24 protein-coding genes, 1 tRNA gene and 1 riboswitch are annotated in these 22,981 nt (G+C 28.0%); of the genes, 4 read left to right on the plus strand and 21 right to left on the minus strand.

All coding sequences use genetic code 11. From position 1 onward, the window contains the following. Positions 1-559: 559 nt before the first annotated feature. The 8 genes from BM384_RS17285 to BM384_RS06175 form a co-directional block, all read right to left on the minus strand. A complete protein-coding gene (locus tag BM384_RS17285; RefSeq protein WP_139232055.1) occupies positions 560-721 on the minus strand; it encodes a YtxH domain-containing protein in 162 nt (53 codons plus the stop codon). 68 nt (positions 722-789) lie between these two features. Further along, complete coding sequence (locus tag BM384_RS06145) at positions 790-1,431, minus strand: ribonuclease H1 domain-containing protein (RefSeq protein ID WP_090012138.1); 642 nt, start codon at positions 1,429-1,431, stop codon at positions 790-792. 19 nt (positions 1,432-1,450) lie between these two features. Further along, positions 1,451-2,407, minus strand: a complete 957-nt coding sequence (locus BM384_RS06150) for a YkvA family protein (RefSeq protein WP_090012141.1) — start codon at positions 2,405-2,407, stop codon at positions 1,451-1,453. Positions 2,408-3,036: 629 nt separating this feature from the next. Further along, a riboswitch (SAM riboswitch) is annotated at positions 3,037-3,161 on the minus strand. Positions 3,162-3,262: 101 nt separating this feature from the next. After that, positions 3,263-5,161, minus strand: coding sequence for a [Fe-Fe] hydrogenase large subunit C-terminal domain-containing protein (locus BM384_RS06155; protein ID WP_090012144.1), 1,899 nt, complete (start codon positions 5,159-5,161; stop codon positions 3,263-3,265). Positions 5,162-5,287: 126 nt separating this feature from the next. After that, on the minus strand, positions 5,288-5,707 hold the full coding sequence (locus BM384_RS06160) for a methyl-accepting chemotaxis protein (protein WP_090012146.1): 420 nt from the start codon (positions 5,705-5,707) through the stop codon (positions 5,288-5,290). A gap of 153 nt (positions 5,708-5,860) precedes the next feature. Then, positions 5,861-6,487 carry a thiamine phosphate synthase gene (thiE, locus tag BM384_RS06165; protein ID WP_090012148.1) on the minus strand — a complete coding sequence of 209 codons (627 nt, stop codon included), beginning with the start codon at positions 6,485-6,487 and terminating at the stop codon, positions 5,861-5,863. Then, complete coding sequence (gene thiM / locus BM384_RS06170; RefSeq protein WP_090012150.1) at positions 6,480-7,292, minus strand: hydroxyethylthiazole kinase; 813 nt, start codon at positions 7,290-7,292, stop codon at positions 6,480-6,482. Before thiM ends, thiE begins: the two co-directional genes overlap by 8 nt. A 22-nt stretch (positions 7,293-7,314) precedes the next feature. Next, a complete protein-coding gene (locus tag BM384_RS06175) occupies positions 7,315-8,130 on the minus strand; it encodes a hemolysin family protein (RefSeq protein WP_090012152.1) in 816 nt (271 codons plus the stop codon). 200 nt (positions 8,131-8,330) lie between these two features. Between BM384_RS06175 and BM384_RS06180 the strand changes: the two genes are divergently transcribed. The 3 genes from BM384_RS06180 to BM384_RS06190 all read left to right on the plus strand — a co-directional run bounded on the left by BM384_RS06180 (position 8,331) and on the right by BM384_RS06190 (position 11,417). Continuing rightward, positions 8,331-9,479 carry a cysteine desulfurase family protein gene (locus tag BM384_RS06180; protein ID WP_090012154.1) on the plus strand — a complete coding sequence of 383 codons (1,149 nt, stop codon included), beginning with the start codon at positions 8,331-8,333 and terminating at the stop codon, positions 9,477-9,479. Beyond that, positions 9,476-10,633: a tRNA uracil 4-sulfurtransferase ThiI gene (gene thiI, locus BM384_RS06185; protein WP_090012156.1), complete on the plus strand. Its 1,158-nt coding sequence runs from the start codon at positions 9,476-9,478 to the stop codon at positions 10,631-10,633. Before BM384_RS06180 ends, thiI begins: the two co-directional genes overlap by 4 nt. Before the next feature lie 88 nt (positions 10,634-10,721). Continuing rightward, positions 10,722-11,417 carry a lysoplasmalogenase gene (locus BM384_RS06190; protein WP_090012158.1) on the plus strand — a complete coding sequence of 232 codons (696 nt, stop codon included), beginning with the start codon at positions 10,722-10,724 and terminating at the stop codon, positions 11,415-11,417. On the opposite strand, the gene BM384_RS06195 is transcribed toward BM384_RS06190, so the two are convergent. The 3 genes from BM384_RS06195 to BM384_RS06205 form a co-directional block, all read right to left on the minus strand. Beyond that, the gene (locus tag BM384_RS06195) at positions 11,376-12,131 is read right to left on the minus strand and encodes a hypothetical protein (RefSeq protein WP_090012160.1); all 756 of its coding nucleotides are present in this window, start codon (positions 12,129-12,131) and stop codon (positions 11,376-11,378) included. The two genes, BM384_RS06190 and BM384_RS06195, sit on opposite strands and share 42 nt — an antisense overlap. Positions 12,132-12,270: 139 nt before the next feature. Next, positions 12,271-13,629: an MATE family efflux transporter gene (locus BM384_RS06200; protein WP_090012162.1), complete on the minus strand. Its 1,359-nt coding sequence runs from the start codon at positions 13,627-13,629 to the stop codon at positions 12,271-12,273. Between the two features lie 105 nt (positions 13,630-13,734). Then, positions 13,735-13,809, minus strand: a tRNA-Gln gene (locus BM384_RS06205). 144 nt (positions 13,810-13,953) lie between these two features. Here BM384_RS06205 and BM384_RS06210 point away from each other — a divergent pair. Beyond that, on the plus strand, positions 13,954-14,286 hold the full coding sequence (locus BM384_RS06210) for a hypothetical protein (RefSeq protein WP_090012164.1): 333 nt from the start codon (positions 13,954-13,956) through the stop codon (positions 14,284-14,286). A gap of 249 nt (positions 14,287-14,535) precedes the next feature. Here BM384_RS06210 and BM384_RS06215 read toward each other — a convergent pair whose 3' ends face one another. The 10 genes from BM384_RS06215 to BM384_RS06260 all read right to left on the minus strand — a co-directional run bounded on the left by BM384_RS06215 (position 14,536) and on the right by BM384_RS06260 (position 22,809). Continuing rightward, positions 14,536-14,694, minus strand: coding sequence for a zinc-ribbon domain-containing protein (locus BM384_RS06215; RefSeq protein ID WP_090012165.1), 159 nt, complete (start codon positions 14,692-14,694; stop codon positions 14,536-14,538). 195 nt (positions 14,695-14,889) lie between these two features. Beyond that, positions 14,890-15,093 carry a heavy-metal-associated domain-containing protein gene (locus BM384_RS06220; protein WP_090012167.1) on the minus strand — a complete coding sequence of 68 codons (204 nt, stop codon included), beginning with the start codon at positions 15,091-15,093 and terminating at the stop codon, positions 14,890-14,892. A gap of 33 nt (positions 15,094-15,126) precedes the next feature. Then, positions 15,127-17,346, minus strand: coding sequence for a heavy metal translocating P-type ATPase (locus BM384_RS06225; RefSeq protein WP_090012169.1), 2,220 nt, complete (start codon positions 17,344-17,346; stop codon positions 15,127-15,129). 12 nt (positions 17,347-17,358) lie between these two features. Next, positions 17,359-17,625 (minus strand): metal-sensing transcriptional repressor, encoded by a 267-nt coding sequence (locus BM384_RS06230; RefSeq protein WP_090012171.1) that lies wholly within the window; start codon positions 17,623-17,625, stop codon positions 17,359-17,361. An 847-nt stretch (positions 17,626-18,472) separates the two neighbouring features. Then, positions 18,473-19,084, minus strand: coding sequence for a hypothetical protein (locus BM384_RS06235; RefSeq protein WP_090012172.1), 612 nt, complete (start codon positions 19,082-19,084; stop codon positions 18,473-18,475). Between the two features lie 139 nt (positions 19,085-19,223). Beyond that, a complete protein-coding gene (locus tag BM384_RS06240; protein ID WP_090012174.1) occupies positions 19,224-20,003 on the minus strand; it encodes a hypothetical protein in 780 nt (259 codons plus the stop codon). A gap of 14 nt (positions 20,004-20,017) precedes the next feature. After that, positions 20,018-20,980, minus strand: coding sequence for a peptidase U32 family protein (locus tag BM384_RS06245; RefSeq protein WP_090012176.1), 963 nt, complete (start codon positions 20,978-20,980; stop codon positions 20,018-20,020). A gap of 160 nt (positions 20,981-21,140) precedes the next feature. Then, complete coding sequence (locus BM384_RS06250) at positions 21,141-21,791, minus strand: hypothetical protein (RefSeq protein WP_090012178.1); 651 nt, start codon at positions 21,789-21,791, stop codon at positions 21,141-21,143. A gap of 98 nt (positions 21,792-21,889) precedes the next feature. Beyond that, positions 21,890-22,282: a hypothetical protein gene (locus BM384_RS06255; RefSeq protein ID WP_090012180.1), complete on the minus strand. Its 393-nt coding sequence runs from the start codon at positions 22,280-22,282 to the stop codon at positions 21,890-21,892. A gap of 98 nt (positions 22,283-22,380) precedes the next feature. Then, positions 22,381-22,809, minus strand: coding sequence for a hypothetical protein (locus BM384_RS06260; RefSeq protein ID WP_090012182.1), 429 nt, complete (start codon positions 22,807-22,809; stop codon positions 22,381-22,383). Positions 22,810-22,981 lie beyond the last annotated feature (172 nt).

Raw genomic sequence — 22,981 nt, forward strand, 5'->3', positions numbered from 1 at the left:
TGTTACATTACATTTATCACACTTAAATTCTATATATCCGTGCTTTATATCCTTACACCTTAATACTTTTTAACTTCATCTTTAACATTTTTTCTTATATTTTTATTGTATATCTTTAGAAAATCACTCCAATGATTTTCTAAAATCAATTTTATTGTACTCTTTTTCATTTAAAATCCCTCACTATATGATTAACTAATTTACCATATAATGAGGCCGAAAGCTAGATATAATCTAGCTTCCAGCCTTAAAAAATTTTATAAATTCCTATACCTGAACAAAGTGGCTGACGCCACGCTTTTCAGCGCAGGAGGCAGCTTTGTTAGCCTTAAAAAGGTTCTAAAAGTGAAATAATTTCATATTAAAATACAATTTATTTTGCTTTTAGGTTCTTTTGCGGCCTACAATTATTTTTTTGTATAACTGGTCTATGCATAAAAAAAAGAGTTAAACACCTATGCATTTAACCCTTTTATCTACAAATTGAAACTTAATACACTTGTATTAAGTCCTTTCTCATAAAAATTAGATATAAGTAATAATATTCAAATTATATAATCTATCTTCTATTTTCATAAGAATTTTCGGCCAAATCTATAATTTTTCTTCCTGCTCTTTTAACCATTCTTTGAGTTCTTCTATCAAGTTGTGGCATAACAGTCATTCCTACTGCTGCTCCAACCATAACACCTGTCATCATTCCATTTAAATATTTACTCATACTTCAAGCACCTCATTTTTCATTAAATACTTTATATATTTAGAATATGTATTTAACTATTAATTAATCTATGAAATGATTCCCAATGCTTTTTTTGCAAGTTTATCTACAACTTCATTATATTTATCTCCAGAATGTCCCTTTACCTTAACAAAATTTACTTTTATCTTTTTCATATACTCCTGCATAACTCTATGATATTCTTGAGTAAGATGTTTGTTTCTTTTCCATGTTCCAAGGGCCCAGCATTCTATCCCTTGATAATCATAGAATATAGTTACTTTTTCATAATTATTATCTAATGCATATTCAACTGCTTTTAATGCTCCGAGTACTTCCCCTGCAACGTTTCTAAGAGCTGCTGCATCCTCATCTTCTCCAGCACCGCATGTTTCATATACTTCTTCTCCATTATATAGAGCAATTAAACCATAAGAAAAATTACCCTTTTCTAAAGAAAAACTTCCATCTACATATACAGAAAGTTCTTCTATATCTTCATGAGAAATTTTATTTTCCTTATTAACAGTTTTAACTTGAGCTCTTCCCTCTGCATTAAGCTTCAGATATTCATCTGCTTCTGCTTTTGTTTTAAAACTTTTATAAATTGCACCCTTAAAATCAATAACTTCTGCTTTACATTCATCCCAAGTTGTTAATATTTTAGGTACTCCTGATTTTCCTTTATATACTGCATAATATTTAGTCATCTTAATTTACCTTCCTATATTATAGTGTCCTTAAATCTTCTAGGATATTATATAGCTTTTGTACATTATTTGCATTAGTAAACTTCATTAAATAATCTAGTGCATATTGTAATAAAGATATAAAATCAATACTTCCTGACCAGTTCTCAGCTATTATCTGTATTGGAATATCATTAATTACTTTATAAAGAGTAAATACAGCTACTCCTATATCATCTATCTTTCCCACAAGAGGAAATTTATCTGGTATAAAATCTATAGGAAAAGATATATATGCTAAAGCTAATGACATATATAGTTTTGCCTTTGTTGAAACTCTCTTATCCTTAAGAAGTCTAAATATAAGTGCTGTTATATCTGGAAGTAAAAATATAAAATCACTAGCTGACTCAAAATCCTTTGGAATCTTTTCTTTTATTATATCTCTTCCCTTAGAATAAGAATCTTCACATTTATTAATAGGTTCTTTTATTTTATCTTTAATGTCCTCTTTACTTTTCTCCTCTTTTTCCTTAACAATTTCTCCTAATATAGATATCTCAATTTCTTCTATTTCAGCAACAACAGATCCGTTTTTTATATATAGATTTGTAGGTTTCAACTCAATATATGGTACATCCATCAATACTTTTTTCAAATCGATTATTAGTCTATCTTTATTAACTTGAAAGCCTTTTATATCCATGGCTTTAAAGGCTTTTTTCATTGCAAAACTTCTAATAACTCTGAAAATCCCTAAATTTAAAATTTTAAGTTTTGAAAATCTTGCATGAATTTTTTCATCTACAACACCTTCAATTGCTATTGCAGCTTCAAATCTAAAAGATACTCCTTTTTTAAAACATCCTTTAATATAGATTTCATTACCAATAATATCTGCTTTCTCTATCTTAAGCCCTTCAACCTTTACAAATTCATTTATAATACTTAATACATCACTTCCTGATAGCTCTGCCTGTACCTTTGAAATCTTCATCACTTTTCCCCCGCATTACATATTCACCTTTATTTTAACCTTATTATTAATTATTGTAAAATAAGTAATGTTTTATGCAATACATTAAATATATTCTAAAGAAACTTAACTTCTAAAGTTTTCAAGTAAAAAGGCGCATCTAAATTTTAATATTTAGATACACCTTTTGTGGTAAAATATTCTTCTTTTTACATTCCCCTAAATTTCAAAAGAGATATTTACTAATTTTTTTGGTCTTACCTCTATTTTAATTAGCCCCCTTTAGCTGCATTACCTTTATAAATTCTTCTATATTCATTAAGTATTTTATTGTATTATTCCAATCTATGTTTAATAATAAGTGTAGTATATTTTATAGTTTTAGAGTTTAGTTTTTATATTGTCTCATTTTATAGAAGTATATTTTAATTAAAGTCTAATGCTTTGCTACTTAAACCATCTGTATATCCCCTATTTAATCTAGATGGTTTTAATTTTTACTTGTCTTAAAGACCTAATTTAGAGTTTAGCAAAACTATATTAATTTATTTTTATTATTTTTAATCTTTCCCCAAAGTTCAAAAATAATAAAAATAAAAGCACTAGAGAATAAACCTCTAGCGCTAAAAGCATCACTAAAATTCTTTATTCTCTCATCTCTCAGCAATTTAATAAAAATACTGCAGGATTTAGCACCATATAAAAATAGTAAATGAACTATTATATTGGTTGCTGGGTTTCAACGGGCCAGTCCCTCTACCTCTCTTGATAAGATATTAATATTCGTTCTTCAAGGAAACATTTTATTGTTTCTTATTATATATTATTAGTCAATAGAATTTTTGTCAATATTTTTTTAGATTTAATAACGTTTTTTTATTTATTTCTATTTTTTATTAACAAATTATTAGCAATTGATGTAACTTCTTCCTGCTTATCTGTAGTCTCTTCTATAATTGCTGAAATATTACTTATAGAATCTCTAACATCCTTTGCCTGTTCATTTAATTCATCTGCTATTTTAGAAATATCAGAAATCATTGCCATCATTTTCTCTTGATCCTCAACCGTTGCCATTGCCGTTTTATTACTTATATCAGCTAAAGATTTCACCTCTGATGCTACAACTGCAAATCCCTTACCTGCTTCTCCTGCTCTTGCCGCTTCTATTGATGCATTTAATGAAAGTAAATTTGTTTGTTCTGAAATTCCAACTATTTCTCTTGAACTCTGTGCAAAATTACTAACTTTAATATACATTTGCTCTACTTTATTATTTAAATTATCAGTCTTATAAGCTACTTCATTCATACTTCTATCTATCTTTTCAATTTCTGAGATATTTTGATTACTACCATCTGCAATTTCTTCTATAGATTTAGTTATATCTTTTACGCTGCTTTCAAGAAATTCAGTATACTCTTCTTTTTCTTTAATGCCTCTACTTATTTCATTCATAGCATATTCAATTTCTTTATTTTTCTTAGAGATAGCTTTTTCTTCTAACTTTATAAGATTTTTATTATAATCCATACAATTTTCTTTTATATTAAGATTATTATAAATTGCAAGTGTCATCTTTTTGCAAGTACTATATCCACAGGCTGAACAATTTATATTTTTTTCCTCATAACTCTTCTTTAACATATCATTAAATATACGCTCTCTATCTTCTTTAGATATATCCTTTAATACTTTTTTATATTTGTTTGTATACTTTCTCTTAAAACTATTTAAATCAAACTTCTTATCATAAATTTTATAAAGCTTTTTTAATTCCTTTTTATCTTTTTGTTTTTTAACTTTATTATACATTGCATCTGCTTCATCTATATCTATATCAAAGTCACGTGAAGCGCTGCCTTTATTACATGCAAATTCACAATTAAGAGCATCAATAACATCTGGAATCTCTTTTCCCTCTTTAGCTCTTTTTAAATATTTTTTTAGGTATCCATAAACTTTATCTTGTCCTTCAATCTGCCTTACCCATATTGAATCATCTACTGCTTCAATATTTTCTGTTAATCCTCCAGGTCTTGAAAAAAGGAATCCAAATACACTTTTTTCACAAAAATCTTCCTCACTATACTCTGATAAATCTATTTTTTCCTCTTCTAAGTACTTTTTTAATTTATCAAAGGTAACATTATACTTTATGTAGCCTTTAGTATTTTCATCATCTATCTCATCTTTTTTAGCTATACATGGAGATAAAAAAGCGAAATCTGATTTTTCACCCATATAATCCTTGTAAAATATAGCAGAACATAATAGAGGACTATGTATAGGAATTAAGTATTCTAATGCTTCTGGTTTATTCTTTTCAATATAATTTACTATTGAAGGACAAGGCTGTGATATATAATTTCCTCCGTTACTTTTAATGAACTTCATATACGCCCAAGTTGTAATATCAGCCCCAACTGATACATCATAAAACATTTTTACTCCTAAACTTTTTAAATATCCAAATAATTTTTTATACTCTTTAAAATTAATCTTAAGTGCTGGTGCAGCTAAAATTGAAATAGTCTTTCCTTTTTTTAAATCCTCAAAAAATTTTTCAGTATCATCAATAAAATCACGTGCATTATGTTCACATATATCTATACATTTTCCACAATGAATACACTTGTCAGTGTTAACTTTAACCTTATTACTATCTCCTACCTTATATGCAATATTAGCTTCAATAACAGGACATAATCTTATACATTGATTACATCCAACACATTTTTCCTCAATAGTATAAACCAATTTTTCTTTCCCCATTAATAATCCCCCCAGAAAAAATAAACAATTCTTATATTTAATTACTTTTTTTGCACTTTATTGAATTAGATACTTTAAAAAATACCACCACTAGCTATTGGTGATGGTATTTTAACTATATAAAAATTATTCTGCAACTGATGCTGAAATACTTTCAACTGCTTCTTTTAATGTTTCACTTTTTTCATTAACTAAATCAGCAATCTTATATATATCAGTTATCATTTTTAGCATTTCTTTTTGATCTTTAACTGTAGATTCTGCAACTTTACTACTCATATCTGATAATTTTTTAACTTCTGTTGCAACAACTGCAAAACCTTTTCCTGCTTCTCCTGCTCTTGCAGCTTCTATTGATGCATTTAAAGAAAGCATATTTGTTTGAGAAGCTATACCCACTATTTCCTTTGAAGAATTTTGTAAGTTGTTAGCCTTTTCCTTTATACCATCAACTTTTTTATATAGGTCAGCTGTCATTTCAGCTATACCTTCTATTTCTCTAGTTATCTTTTCTATGCTCTTTATAATTGTTTTGTTATCTTCCATTTGCCAAAACCTCTCCTTTAATTATCTCAATTTTATTTATCAGCACTTTATTTTATTGATCATCTTTAAATGAAAATTATCAACATACTTCTATTATCGTACCAAAATCATAAAACATAAGTAATTAATCTGCTAATAATATGGCATTTTTTATTAAAAATTATTATTAAAAAGTTCTTCCGTTGCTTCTTTAATATTTTCCCTTCCTAAAACAGATGAAACTACAGCTACACCATCTATTCCTGTTTTATTAAGCTTCTTAATATTTACTTGGTCTATTCCACCTATTGCTACCATCTTTATATTAATACTCTCCTTAATTTTTTTTATGTCATCTATACTTACTCTTACTGTATCTTTTTTTGTAGTAGTAGAAAATACTGCACCACAGCCTATATAGTCAGCTCCATCCTTTTCTGCCTTTAAAGCCTCTTCTAAGTTATGAGCAGAAACTCCTATTATCATGTCTTTACCTAATATTTCTCTTGCTATAGAACATGGAATATCTTCTTGTCCTAAATGTACTCCACTAGCTTTTACTGCCATAGCTATATCTAATCTATCATTTATTATTAGAGGAACATCATATTTATCAGTAATAGTTTTAACTTCCTTTGCAATATTAAAAAATTCTAAAGATGAAATATTCTTTTCTCTAAGCTGAACTATTCCTGCCCCACCTTTTATACTTTCTTCTATAGCCTGGCAAAGATTTCTTCCCTTTAATACATTTCTATCTGTAACTAAATATACTTTATAATTAATATCTTCTTTATTCATTTATTTTTCCTCTTTCCTTTAGGTCTTCTGAAGTCATATTATATATTTCATCTATAATTTTCACCCTAAGTGTACCGCTTCCTTCTCTATCTTTTAAATTTTTATATGCAATTTCTCCAGCTATGCCCATACTAGCTATTCCTAAAACTGTAGAAGTAAGTTCATCCTTTGTAGTTCCTAAATATGTAGCAATTAAAGAAGTAGTCATACATCCTGTTCCTGTTACCCTTGTAAGAATTTTATGTCCATTACTTACTATATAAACTTTTTCTCCATCTGATATATAATCTCTTTTTCCAGTAATTGCGACAACTGCCCCTATTCTTAAAGCCGCCTCTTTAACTACTTCCTTTGCTTCTTCTTCAGATAACTCTTCTAAAGAGTCCACACCTTTACAAATACTATCCATACCTAAAATAGCTTTTATTTCAGCTATATTTCCTTTAACTACAGATACCTTAACTTCACTTAATATTTTTAAAGCACTCTTTTTTCTCGCCTCAGATGCAGCAGCTCCTACAGGATCAAATACTACAGGCACATTATTTTTATTAGCTGCTTTTCCTGCTATAATCATAGATTCAGCTGAATCTTTTGATAATGTACCTATATTTATTACAAGGGCATCAGCCTTAGGTGTTATTTCTGAAACTTCATCTACTAAATTTGCCATAGTAGGAATTCCCCCTAAAGCTAAAACTATATTTGCACAATCATTTGCAGTAACATAATTTGTTATGCAGTGAATAAGTGGTCTATGTTCTTTAATTTTTTCTATTTCATTATTAATAAAAAAATTACTCATCCTTAAGTTTTCCTCCAAGTACTTAATAATTTATTATAACCTTTTCTATTCTTTTATCACTGACTTTATATATTTTAAAATCAACACCATTATATGTCACAAGCCTATTCTCTTCTTCTGACGGAATCTTTCCAATGGTATTAATAAGAAATCCACTTAATGTATCTATATCCTTAACACAAAAATCTATATTGAGCATTTCACAAAGGTCTTCTAATAATGTAGTTCCATCTACAAGTAAAGCTTTGTCCCCAATTTCAACAATATTTTTTTCTTCCTCTTCATACTCATCAGTAATATCTCCCATGATTTCTTCAACTAAATCCTCTACTGTTACTATTCCAGAAAACCCTCCATACTCATCAATTACAATTGCCATTTTACTTTTAGACTTCTTAATTTCTATAAATAGATCTTTTACTTTTTTACATTCAGGCACAAAGTTAGGCTTTATAAGTATATTTCTTAAATTTATATTTGAAAAACCCTTTCTTTTAGCTTCAATAATAAAGTCCTTCATATATAAAATACCTATTATATTATCAATATTACCTTCATATACAGGAATTCTAGTATATCTTTTATTTAATAATTCATTAATGTAATCTTCAAGATTATCCTCTATATCAATACAATATACTTCTGTTCTTGGAGTCATAATTTTCTCAACACGTTTATTATTAAAATCAAGAATATCTTCTTTTTCTTTGTTTTCATCCATTCTGTTTTTCATATACTTTAAAATTTTCATTTCCTTTAGTAAAAATAAAACATTAATAAATATAGTACTCATTATAAAAAGTGTAATTAAATAATTCAACCTCGGTACGTCGTCCATTTTTATCCCCCAATTTATTTTTTATTAATATATATATTTAGCATAGGAATTGTTTAAACTAATAATAACATATTTGCTCATTTATTTGTATATTTTGTAATTTTAACAAGTATATACATTGAATAAAATGTTAGGATAATTTATACTAAGTATGGTTATAAGATTTATAAGTTTTTTTGATTAGAGGTGTGATAAAGTTAATGAATATATATTTTGATAATGCAGCTACTACTAAACCTTCAGATAACGTAATAAAAACAATGACTGATACAATGCAGAATTTCTATGCTAATTCTGATTCACTTCATAAACTTGGTATGGAATCTGAAGATAAAATTGTAAGCTGTAGAGAAACTATTGCCAAAAGTATTAACGCTTCAAAAGATGAAATAATTTTCACTTCTGGTGGTTCTGAAGGTAATAATTTGGCTCTTAGAGGATTAAGTAAACCAAATATGCATATTATTACTACTGCTTTTGAGCATAGTTCAATAATAAATACTTCTAAATTTCTTGAAAATAATAATATTAAAGTTACTTATCTTTCTCTTGATTCTAATGGATTCATAGATATTGAAGAATTAAAATCTGCTATTACGAAAGATACAGTACTTGTTTCTATTATGCATGTTAATAATGAAATAGGTTCTATTCAGCATTTAAAAGAAATTGGTAAAACAATTAAAAGTTTAAGTTCTAGAGCTAAATTTCATGTTGATGCAGTTCAAAGTTTCGGGAAATTTCCTATAGATGTTAAAGAATTAAAAATCGATGCTTTAACTGCTAGTGGTCATAAAATAAATGGTCCTAAAGGAACAGGTTTCTTTTACTTAAAAAAAGGATCAAATATTATCCCTCAAATAATTGGAGGTCAACAGCAACAAGGTTTACGTGGAGGCACAGAAAATCTTCCAGGTATTATGGGACTTACAACTGCTACTGTAGATAAAATGAATTCTATGAGTGAAAACTTTAATAAAGTAAAAACTATAAAAGAATATATGATTGAAAGACTTAGTGAAATTGATAATATCAAAATAAACAGTCCTTCAACTGATGATTTTTCACCATATATATTACATGTTTCATTTTTAGGTATAAGAGGCGAAGTTCTTCTTCATTATCTAAGTGAAGAAAATATTTTCGTTTCTACTGGTTCTGCATGTACTTCAAAAAGTAAAGCTGGAGTTGTTGGAAGTCATGTACTTGAAGCATTACATTTAAATAGAGCTGAAATTGAAGGAGCTGTCCGATTCTCATTTTCACCAGATAATACAAAAGAAGAAGTTGATATAACTATTGATACTCTAAAAAGAGGATTAAAATTATTAAGGAGAGTTAAAAGATGAATAAATTAATTTTAGTAAAATACGCCCCAGAAATTTTTCTTAAAGGTCTTAATAGAAATAAATTCGAAAAGAAACTAAGAAATAATATTTCACAAAAGTTAAAAGGATTAGAATATGAAATAATAATAGACCAAGGAAGATACTTCATAAAGGTTGATGACATAGAAGAAGGAATAAAAAGAATAAGAAAAGTTTTTGGTGTTTCTGAATTATGTATAGTTAACAAAGTTGAAAATGACATTGAAGTTATAAGACAAGAAGCTTTAAGATGTATGAATGAAGTTGACTGTAAAACTTTCAAAGTTATAGGTAACAGAGCTAATAAAAAGTTTCCTATTTCTTCTATGGATTTATCTAGAGATGTTGGTGGATACATACTTCACAACTCTGAAAAGCCTTTAACTGTAGATGTTAAAAATTATGAATGTGCTGTTCATATTGAAGTTAGAGAACATACTTATATCTGGTGTAGTACTACTAAGGTTAAGGCTGTAGGCGGTCTTCCATATGGTATTAATGGAAGTACTATGCTTATGCTTTCTGGTGGTATTGATTCTCCAGTTGCAGGATACCTTATGGCTAGAAGAGGTGTTGCTCTTAACTGTGTTTATTATCACAGCCACCCTTATACTTCAGAAAGAGCTAAAGATAAAGTTAAAGAACTTGCAAAAATACTTGCATCTTACACTGAACAAGTTAACCTTTATATCGTTCCATTTACTGAAATTCAAATGGATATAATTGAAAAATGTAGAGAAGATGAGCTTACAATCCTTATGAGAAGATTTATGATGAGAATAGCTTGTAAATTAGCTGAAAATCTTAATATAGACTCAGTTTCTACAGGTGAAAGTATAGGTCAGGTTGCAAGCCAAACTATGCAAGGTTTAATAGTAAGTACTGACTGTGCTGATAGACCTGTATTTAGACCTCTTATCGCTATGGATAAAGAAGATATTATGAGTATAGCAAGAGAAATTGGTACATATGAAACTTCAATATTACCTTACGAAGACTGCTGTACAATCTTTGTTCCAAAACATCCAAAAACAGCTCCAAAACTTGATGCTATGAGAAAGAGTGAAAGTGTTTTAGATATTGATGCATTAGTTCAAAAGGCTATAGATAATATTGAAAAAGTAGTACTTAACTAATTAAATTAAAATTAAATATAAGTAAATTATAATTATTATGTTAGAATATTCTTAAATTACTCTTTTTTATAGAAAGGATACTATATTTATGAATATTCTAACTTTTTTTACAATGTATTATTTTGTTTATGAAACAATACTTAGCTACGGAACTGATGATAAGCTTCTATTCAAAACTATTTCAAGTATTTGTTTTCTACTGTGTGGTATTTTTAGTTTTAAAAAATCTCCAAAAACCAAAAAATATTCCCTTCTTATACTAATAGGTTTATTTTTAGGCCTTGTTGGAGATGTAGTTTTAAGTTCACCTAATATAAAAAATTACTTTTTAATAGGGGCAAGCTCCTTTGCTATTGGTCACATATTTTACATATTAGCATTTTTAAGTATTACTTCTTTTTATATTAGAGATGTAATAATAAGCTTAATAGGTTCTTATGGTGTTTATTTTATTTTCTCTAATATCCTTAATGCTGGAGATAATATTATAATTTTTTGTGTTTATTCCTTTATAATATTTTTCATGACATTACAATCCCTGCATTTATTTAAGTTTAGAAAAACAAATAAATTGTTCTGCTTTCTTGCTATATTGGGATCTATTTTATTTATCCTATCTGATATTGTATTAAGCTTTGAAATTTCTTTGCCTTATCCACAAGCTTTTTTATCTATGATTAATCTATCCCTTTACTATACAGCTCAAGGATTAATTGCTTTAAGCTTGTCTTGTACAAATTCTTTATCTTCTTCTAATAAGAGCAATAATACTAGCAATAAATAAGGTAAATAAAATTATTAGTACTACTATAGACATGAAAATTGCACATATTAGATTATAGTTATATAACAACTTATTAAGTACAGTAGTATCAATTTTCAGTGTTACTATTATAAAGGCAATGATTAAATTTATAACAAAAAGCGTTACTACACCAAAAGAGCTATTTTTAACATCTGCTAAACTTAGTGACATATGTGAACATATTGATACTACTAAAATTATAAATATCCAAAATTTATAACTTTTCAAATTGCTTATAGAAAATATGCTTACTACCACATCTTTAAAGTTAATGTTGTCCATATTTAATATGCTGCAAAAAGTATCTGGTAGTAGATATCTACTTAATAAAACAACACTTAAACTTCCTATTATTAATGGTCCTATTCCAATAAAGAAGTCTCCTATTCTTTGATATAAACTATTACCTCTTCCATGTTTAACATAGCCTAATACTCCTCCCGTTTTTACAGCTGAAGGAATAAACCACCTTACTTCTCCCACTTTATGACGAAATATTTTACACATTATATAGTGTCCAAATTCATGAACTGGAGTTCCAATAAATGAAGTTAAATATAGCCCTGGAATCCCAAAGGCTCTATATACTGCTTTATTGCTCTGTTTATTTAAGACTTCAATAATAAATCCAAATACTATAAACACTCCTATAATACCTATAGTTAAAATAAACCCTTGTTTTAAAACTTCCATATTTCTTTTAACCTTCTCTCTATAGAATTTTCACCTATAATTATAATACATATTTTATCACTTTTATTCTTAATACAGCCATTAAATTAGCCCCCACAATATGATTGATAGTTCAACATATTGTGGGAGCCTAAAAAATTTACATAACTCTAACTACATTTTTAAGCCACTTTCCTGTTTTTAATCTTTTAGTTTGGAATATAGCTTTTATAATATCTTCTGTTGATATAAGGAAGAATACCATTTCTACAGGGAACTTAAATACCATAGCCCCTATAAAAGATAGTGGTACAGAATAAAACCATATTGTACATCCTTGAAGAGCCATTGCATAAGTAGTATCTCCGCCGCCTCTAAATACACCAACTATCATCACCATATTATATGATCTAAGTACAAAGAATACTGCCATTATTCTTAATACTTTAACTACAGTTTCTGCTGTTTCTTTAGTAACGCTAAAAGGTTTTACAACAATAGGTGAAGTTATCCATACAATGATTCCCAATATAAGTCCTGATAATATAGAAAGCTTAGCTATTTTATGCGAATAATCCAATGCTTTCTCTTCATCTCCTGCACCTATGTTGTTACCAATAATTATTGAAGCAGCACTTGCCATTCCTGATAAGAATACTAAGAACATATTATTTAAAGTATTAGCTATCTGCATTGCTGCTACTGCCGCTGTTCCTATTTTAGAATAAGCTACAGCATATGTACTTAACCCAATAGACCATATAAGTTCATTAAGAATTACAGACCATGATGTAGCAAAATAAGTTTTTACTATATTAATATCAAAATTAATCATCTCTTTTATCTTTGAAGCAACTATATTATTTCTTAAATATACAGATAATATTATAAAGCTCATTTCAATAAATCTTGCTATGGTTGTAGCTACAGCTGCTCCATTAACGCCAAAATGTGGTGCTCCAAGTTTTCCAAAAATAAATACCCAGTTTAAAAATGCATTTGATAGTACTCCTAGTAAACTACCATACATAGGAAGTTTAACTTGTCCTGTACTTCTTAATGCTGATGAATATCCTTGTGTAAAATTAATAAATAAACAGCTTATGGCTACTATTCTAAGATAAGCTACTCCACCATTAATTACTTCTATATCATTTGAGAATATTCCCATTATTAGTTTAGGACAAAAGGCTGCTAAAGCTGCAAATAAGGTTGTTGCAATTAACCCTATTGTTAAATCAATACCTAAAAATGTTTTTATATTCTTAATATCTTTTTTCCCCCAGAATTGTGACATAAATATTCCAGCACCTGAATTAATCCCAAATATACATAATGAGAAAATAAAGATATATTGATTAGCAAGACCTACTGATGCTATAGCTGTTTCTCCTAGTCTTCCTACCATTACATTGTCTATTAAATTTAAAGATGTAGTAATAAAACTTTGAATTATAATAGGTAATGCTAATGTAAATATAGTCTTTAGAAAGTTTTTATCCCTTAGTGTTTCTTTCAAATCTTATCCCCCTGACTTTTTTGCGCACAAAAAAAGAAGAGAAACATGGGTAGTGATGCCGCCCATCTGCTTCTCTTCTTTTTAATCGTCGCATTATAATTTTTATGGCTAGGGTAGCGGGATTTGAACCCACGAGTGTCAGAGTCAGAATCTGATGCCTTACCGCTTGGCTATACCCCATTAAATGACGACACTTTAATTATATCACTTTAATTAAAATTGTCTACACCATTTTATTATTTTTTGTATCATTTTTCCTGGTAAAAACATAATGTATATTAAGACTAAAAAAATTATAAAATTTTTATTATGAGGATGATAAATATGAATAACAAATGCTATGACAAGAATAACTACGATGAAATTTATAATGACTGGAACAATTGTGATAATTATTGCCAAAATAATAATAACAATAATAGAGAAGATTGTTTAGAAGAAAATCTTAATTTCCAAAGAAGACCTATGCGTAGATGTGATGAAGACGCAATCGAAAGAGAAATTAATAGATTATTTAGATTTATTTTAAATCAATTATGCAATGTTGAACAAGATATCGATGTAATTTCAAGAGCTTTTGTTAGATTAGCTCAGCTTCTTGTTGAAGATACTTGTTTAGAAGAAAGTGAAAAAGATCTTATCTGTTGTGTTGCTTAAGATCTAAAAGCTTTACAAGTTCTTATTGACAAAACTATAAGAGATACAAAATGCTTAAAGAAAGATGTAAAATGCTGCTAGTATCTAGTTTAAAATAGTTATTCTTTTTAATATATCACCATCAATACCTTACTTTAAGGTATTGATGGACCTCATAATAAATTAAAGATTTGTAATATAGAGAATTATATAAAGTACATAAAAGAAAGCAGGAGCGTTATTGCTTCTGCTTTTAGTGATAGCTTTAAACTATCTGTTGTTGTTTCTTTGAGCTTTCTTAGCTCTTCTGCAGTCTGGGCATCTCTTTGGTTCATTTTCGAATCCTTTTTCTTTGTAGAATTCTTGTTCTCCCTTAGTGAAAACGAATTCTTTACCACAGTCTACACATACGATAGTCTTATCTTCCATATTTAAATCCTCCATGTTTAAAGACCCCTAGAATAAAATGAATCCTTAAACGGAGAACATTATTATCTATATAAATCTTTAATTCTTTATTTGTATTTCTACTACTTGATAATAACATATTTTTCTAAGAAAAGCAATTGAAAACAACTTCTTAATAAAAAAATTTCAGAATTTATTTACAATTTACGAATAGACTTATTTTATGTCAGTTACATCATAACCTTCATCTTCAATTGCATTTTTTAGTATTTCGTTATCTACTTCTGTTTCAACTGTAGCTGTGTTATCATCAAGGCTAACAACAACGCTACTAACTCCTTCTATAGCTTCTAAAGCTTCTGTAACATGTCTTACACAGTTTTCGCAGCTCATTCCTTCAATTGATATTACCTTTTTCATATAAAATTCCTCCTCTTTTTAGCTTAAATCTTTTTAAGCTTTAAATCTTTTTAATCTTAAAGCGTTCAATAATACTGATACTGAACTAAAACTCATGGCTGCTCCAGCTATCATAGGATTTAATAATGGGCCTCCAAAAATATGTAGTATACCCATAGCAACTGGAATACCTAAAATGTTATATCCAAATGCCCATCCTAAATTTTCTTTTATATTTGTAATTGTTGCTTTACTTAACTTAATAGCAGCTGCAACATCCATAAGATCGCTTCTCATTAATACTATATCTGCTGACTCTATAGCTACATCTGTTCCTGAACCTATAGCTATACCTATATCAGCCTTTGCTAAAGCTGGTGCATCATTAATTCCATCTCCAACCATAGCTACTTTTCTACCTTCCTTTTGAAGTCTTGCCACAGCTTCTGCCTTATCTTCTGGTAGAACCTCTGCTAAAACTTCATCTATACCAACTTGTTTTCCTATAGCTTCAGCAGTATTCTTGTTGTCTCCAGTAACCATTACAACCTTTATACCCATATTTTTAAGTTTCTTTATTGCATCTTTACTGTTTTCCTTAACAACATCTGCAACAGCTATAATTCCTTTTGCTTCATTATTAATAGCTATAAACATTGGTGTTTTACCATCTCTAGAAATCTCTACTGATTTTTCATGTAAATCATCAATATTTATATTCTTACTAGACATTAACTTCTTATTTCCTAACAATACATTTTTGCCTTCTATATTAACTTCAATACCATGGCCTGGAATTGAAGAAAAACTATCAATATCTTTAAACTCTAAATTTCTTTTTTCTGCTTCTTTAACAATAGCTTCACCTAAGGGGTGTTCAGAACCTTTTTCACTGCTTGCAGCTATAGTTAAAAGTTCTTCTTCACTAATGCCATCTGTAACTATATCTGTAACTATTGGTTTACCTTCTGTAATAGTACCTGTTTTATCAAACATTACAGTATCTATTTTGTATGTTGTTTCAAGAGCTTCTCCACCCTTTATTAATATTCCATTTTCAGCACCTTTACCTGTTCCAACCATAATAGCTGTTGGTGTGGCTAAACCTAAAGCACATGGACATGCTATTACAAGTACTGAAATAAATATTGTAAGTACAAAGGTATTACTTTCACCTGCTATCTTCCAAGCTATAGCTGAAACTAATGCTATTAAGATAACTGTTGGTACAAAGTATGATGCAATTACATCTGCAAGTTTTGCTATAGGTGCCTTAGTAGTTTGAGCATCTTCAACAAGTTTTATTATTTGAGAAAGTGCTGTATCCTTACCAACCTTAGTTGCTTTATACTTTATATATCCATTTTTATTAAGACTTGCACCTATTACTTCACTTCCTACTGTCTTTTCTACTGGAATGCTTTCTCCAGTAATCATAGATTCATCTATAGATGTAGTTCCTTCGATTATAACACCATCAACAGGAAGCTTTTCTCCTGGCTTTACAATAACAATATCTCCAACTCTTACACCATCTAATTTAACTTGAACTTCTTTTTTACCTCTTTCAACTGTAGCTATTTTAGGAGCTAGTCCAAGTAATGCTTTTATTGAATTTGAAGTCTTTCCTTTTGAAACTGCTTCAAAGTATTTTCCTAAAGTTATTAAAGTTAAAATTGTTGCTGCAGATTCAAAATATAAATGCATTGCATATTCAGAATCTCCTGTTACTATTTTATAAATAGCAAAAATTCCATAAGCAAATGCTGAAAATGTACCTACTGCAATTAATGAGTCCATATTAGGACTTAATTCAAATAAGTTTCTAAAACCACTTTTATAGAACTTTCCTCCAGTACACATTACAATTAATGCCAAAATCATTTGAATTAATGCAAAGTTTAATGGATTAACATGGGGATCAATAATACTTGGAAGTGGCATTCCAGCCATATGTCCCATTGAAATAATTAAAAGGGGTACTGTAAATACAGCTGATATAATAAACCTTCTTAACATTTTTGAGCTTTCGCTATCTTTTTTGCTGTCCTGTTTAACTTCACTTTCATCAAGTAATTTGTAACCAGCTTTAGAAACTGCAGATTTTATATCATCTTCTTTGATCACATTATTATCCATATCAACAGTAAGTTTTTCAGTGGCAAAATTTACAACAGCGCTTCCTACACCATTAAGTCTTCCTACGACTCTTTCAATTCTATTAGCACAAGCCGAACATGTCATTCCTTCTATTACATATGTCTTCTTGTTCATATTAACTCCTCCTTATCTTGATAATAATTTTTCTAGTATTCCTATCATCTCCTCAATCTTCACTTCTGAATCTCCAGATTCTACTGCATCTTTTACACAATGATGCATGTGATTTTTAAGAATTGTTAGATTGGCTTTTTTTAATAAAGATTGAGCAGCCATTATTTGATTAGATACATCAACACAATATCTATCATCTTCTATCATCTTTATTATCCCATCAATTTGTCCTCTAGCTGTTTTTAGGGATTGCATAGCTTTTTTTCTTTCATTATCCATCATTTTACCTCCTCCCCCCTATGGGGTGTATAAGATTATTATATTCTCATCTTTATCTTTGTCAATATTAATATTATTTCCAAGTTAGCCTTATCTTATCTATATAAATAAAAAAACACCCTGCAGTAAACGTTATATTGCAGAGCGCCATTTAATAATATAATATTATAATTGCTAATTTTATATTTTTTCTTCTTTCGTATATCATAAAATCATTAGTTATGTCGTTTAATATGTCATTATAATCTACTACTATATTTTATCTAAATTCTAATAAATTTTAAATTTATTTTTCCTATCTTATTTCTATAAAATCTTAAAATCTAATTATAGTCATTTTACGATTAATTTTAGTTATTACATGAAACTATCTATATTTTCCTTAAAGCTAAAAAAAGAAACAATCCCCCACATACCAAAGGGATTGTTCCAAAACGTAAATTCAACAGGTATATATTCTCTAACTTTTTAACCTTTATGATGTTAATTAAACGCCATCATTACAATGTTCCCCTTGCATTTAATTAAATTACATAAACAATTATGGCTGTTAGCTCCACTTGCAAATTATAAAAACTGGTTGTTTCTTAAGCTTGTACCAAATAATTCCGAATCACCTTAATACATTTCCCCTAAAATAATAACTACTAACTTCTATTAAGTTTTGTACAGCTTTTACGAAACACAATATTATTGTACATTATTTTGTTAGTGAATATATATTTTTTGCATATATCATTATTTTTTTGTCTTATTTGCATATTTTTCATAGTTGCAGCATTATATTATACATTTTACGATTTATTTCCAAAGTTTTTATGTTGCAATATTTATATAAGAAATATTATTATAAAAAAATAATACCTAAAAAACCAATGGCAAAAGATAGACTTCCAAAAGTTTTAAAATATCTATCATAAGTATAATTATATCTATTAATATATATACACATAATAGTTCTTAATAAAATAAAGACTACCATCATAATTAAAAAGCCTAATACCAAATTATTAATTATAAAAAGTCCATTTAAAGATACTCCCATTACTATTAAATCAAAAAATATAACCTTAACGAAAAAATACATCCAGGGAACTAAATCATAAATTTTTCTAAAAGCAGGAATTATCATGGCAGCCCCTGAAAATATTCCAAATACATAGAGCATAGTAAGACAAGTATTATTAACTGTTCCCTTAATAATAAATTTATTTATATCAAATATAAAATATATAGGAGCAAGCAATATTACTAAGGATATTAATGAGAAGAAAAACAAATATACATAAGCCATAGCATATGAAACATATCTTTTTGTATTTGAGTCACTACTATCTTTATTTATGTCATCTTTACTGCTTATATAAATTTTCCCCTCTCTCACTATTTTCTTTTTTCTTAGAAAGCCATATTCCTTTATACATTTTAAAATTTGAATTTCAGGAAAAATAAATTCCAAAACTTCTTCACCTCCATGTCTTTATATTTAAATTATATTATTATTTACTTTTTTATTCAATATTTCAAATATCTGTAAATTTAATAAAAAAATAAATCACCTTCTATCTAAACAAATAGATGGTGATTTTACTAAAAGTCTATAATCCATTATGCTCTATAACTCTATCAAAACCCATTTCAAAAAGTTCTTCTTTAGTAATAGAACTATTGTAATAAAACACTGTATTTCCTTTTTGATAAACCCTTGTAGAAAAAGTATCATTCTCCTCTTTTAATGTTATTTTTTCACAAAGTTTAGCTGTACACTTATATGATCTTCCTGGATTATATACAGCTGGATTACTTATGCAATATCTAGCTGTTGTTATATATCCTAAAGGAAAATGTACATAATATAAAAGGTCACTTTTCTTTAAGTTTATTCCCTGCATAGGATAATCAAATTCTATAGCCTTTATTTTATTAGAAGCTAAAAGTTTAAGACTACTTTTTGTTAAAAGGTTACTAGATTTAAATATTTCATAAGTCTCCTTTTCTAAAAATTCTTCAGCAGTTTTTATTCTAGGATCTCTCTTTATCTTATTTAAAAGTCTTCCTGTTATTATGTTCATATCAGGGTACTTCTTTCTTAAATGATATAAAGTTCCCCAATCATTTGCTACAACTTCAAAGCCTTCTATATTAACGTCTATAGCATCAAAAATTTCATCTAATTCTTTAATTCCTTCATCAGTTAAAAAGGGAAATACAAAGGTTATACTTTTTTTATTTTCACGTGCAATATCTTGAGCTTTTTTAAATTCTGCTGTGCTCTGCAGACGATTTTCACAAAACTCTTCTCCAAAGTATATTCTGTTATAATCATTTATTACCTTTTCTATATTTTCTACTTTTCTTATAAATGCAACCTTCTCCATAAAACTTACACTCCTTAATAATAGCACCTTTCCATGCAGTCTCTATTATATATTTCTTTAAAATACCCCCTTGCAGTATTTCTTATAAATTCTTGATTAGAAGTACTATTAACTAATTCTCTAACTTTAGATAAGAATTTAATATCCTTTTCTTTTCTCTCAATTATGTATTCTCGACCTACAATTTTAAGAGCATCAATTTCTGTAAGATTTAATTGTCCTAAGTAACATGCTCCACAGGTATTTCCTAAAGACCTTTGATGCTTTCTATACTCATTTGCTATATCTGGAGCTTTTTTATTTTCAAACTCACCCTTTTTATAATAGGTTTTAATATTTTGTATTGCACCACATCCCCCTCCATGAAAGCCTGCTTTTCTATTACAATAGTTACCTAATGAATGATCGTATGTGCAATATCCATCATCATACTGACAATTTGTATTTAATATTAAAATTTCATATTCTAACTCAGGATTTTTTGCTTTAAGCTCATTAATTTCTTTAACTGTCATATGTCTTGGAAGTATAATTCTTGATGCACCCATATCCTTATAAAAATTAACCGTTTCATAATTATAAGCAGAAGCACAGGTACTCATATGAACATTAATATCATAACCTTTATCCTTAATTAATTGGAGCATTCCTGCATCTGCTACTATTACTGCATCTGCCTTGTACTCACAAAATTTTTCTAAGTTTTCTTCCATAAAATTATAGTGTTCTTCTGTAAAAATGGTTTCATTCATAGTTATATAAATTGGAATTTCAAATTCATGACTTCTTTCAATTACTTCTTTAAGTTCCTTAAAAGATTTCATATTAGCAGTAGAATAAGGTCTTCTATTTATATTGGGAATTTTATATTTAATATTAAGTTCCTCATCTATTATCCCACAATATATTTCATCTGCACCTGCCTTTATAACTCTCTCAACTTCTTTTGAAGAACTTAATGGCGCTAGTATTTTCAAGTTATCCCTCCTTTGTATATTTTTATTTATTTTTACTTTTATTGTAATTATAGCAATGTATACAACAGCTTTTCAATACTTTTTATTGTTTTTCTTCTATATAATTCTATGTTTTTACAATATTAAAGGAGAATGATTTCCTCATTCTCCTCACTATGACTTAATATTCTATTTCATCAAGTTTTCTAAATTCAAATTCCTCTAAAGGTAGCTCTTTTAATTTTTCTATAACTCTATCGAAATTATTAATAAGATTTATACCTTCCTCTTCAAGGATAATCCTTATAGACTCATTTTCCCATTCAACCCAGTGTACATAAGACTTCATTTCCTCTTGATACTTGGAGAATTCTGGTTTTTTCTCTAATTTTTCTGTTATTTCAGGACAGATAAAAAAGTTACACACATAATTTCTATATCTTGCTGGAATTGTACAGCCTTCTCCCCCTATAACAAAGGGACATGTTCTAAAGAACATTGTTTCATCATGTTCTTCGTATTTCTCTTCTTTACTTTCATCACTTTCTAAGAACTTTTTATACCCTTCTTCATCAAAGTCTCCCTTTGCATGAATATAATAATTATATAATTTTACATTAGGAAGTTTTAAAATTCTTTCTAATACTTCAAGACCTTCTTTAGATTTAACCATTCTATGTATATCATGTATATTAAACTTAGGAAAATACCAGCAACACCCTCTATTCTTTACAAATGTCATACTTGTACCAACAATACTTGTACACTTATAACAAGAACTACAATTATATTGTGGCACGTTACAGTCATCTACTAATTTTATTTTGTCCATTCTTCTTATTCCTTCTTTTATACGTATATTTAAATATTTTTTATTAATAAAAAGTATGAGTCTTTAATTTAAATCCTCATACTTTAATCTGTTTATTATTAATAGATAAAATTATTTTCATTCCTTATAGAATCAAGATATTCTAATAAGTCTTTATTAACTTCACAATCAAAACTTATATCCTTTAAACCATACGATAATAAATTATTATAACTTAATTTATCAATATCACTTAAGTAATTTTCAATAGGTATAAGTTCAATTCTTTTTTTATTATATCCCTTAATATAATCCTTATCTATATTTTCTTCTAAAGTTTTTTTTACACTACATTTTAAAAATAGTGCATTTAAAGGTTCCCTAGCGTATACAAACACCTCATCATTAACGTTAATATCTTCAGCTGTTTCATAAAAAGTAGATCCTGTTTCTAAAATATTCTGCAATACATCATTCCCCTTAAGATTACAGCTTATTACCCACTTTTTCATTCCCCACCACCTATATTTTAACATTATTATAAATATTATATATCATTACCATATTATAAAAATACCCATAAATATTGTTAAAATAAACCATAAAATATTTACTCTATTATATGCCTAGGAGCTTTTGAAATAATGCTATTTATTGCATGTTTCTCTTCTAAACAAATTCTTTCAGCTATATCCTTAATTTTATTTGTAATCCACATATATGTAGTTGTTCCTTCTCTATAATCTGCTTCAGAGTACATATCAATTCTATTATCCATTCTAAGCTGTTCAACCTGCTTAAATGCCTTTATATTATTCTTTGGATAAATAGCAAAGGTTCTTCCTCCATTTTTTCTAACTACTGCAAAGGCAGGAACATCACTAGGTCCATCTGCTATGTATATCATATTTTCAAAAGGCACTCTTCTCTTTTCCTTTGGCACCTTTGAATTAACATTTATGTTTTCTCTTTTATTTACTCCCTTGTATAATCTAGTTGTAACATTTGATAGAAAACTATTTACTATTCTAACGAACATTACATGTCTAAATTGATATTAATTTTCTTATCTATTACTTTGCTTACGCCCCGATAGGGAAAATACGCATTTCATAATTTAAAATAGTTTTTTATTTAAATTCCAAAAGGAATCTAACCAAATTTAATATAGTTTAGTATAATACTCCTGAATAGAAGATAGATGTACCCCC

The organism is Clostridium sp. DSM 8431 (assembly GCF_900116755.1).
In the GTDB taxonomy this organism is placed as follows: Bacteria; Bacillota; Clostridia; order Clostridiales; family Clostridiaceae; genus Clostridium.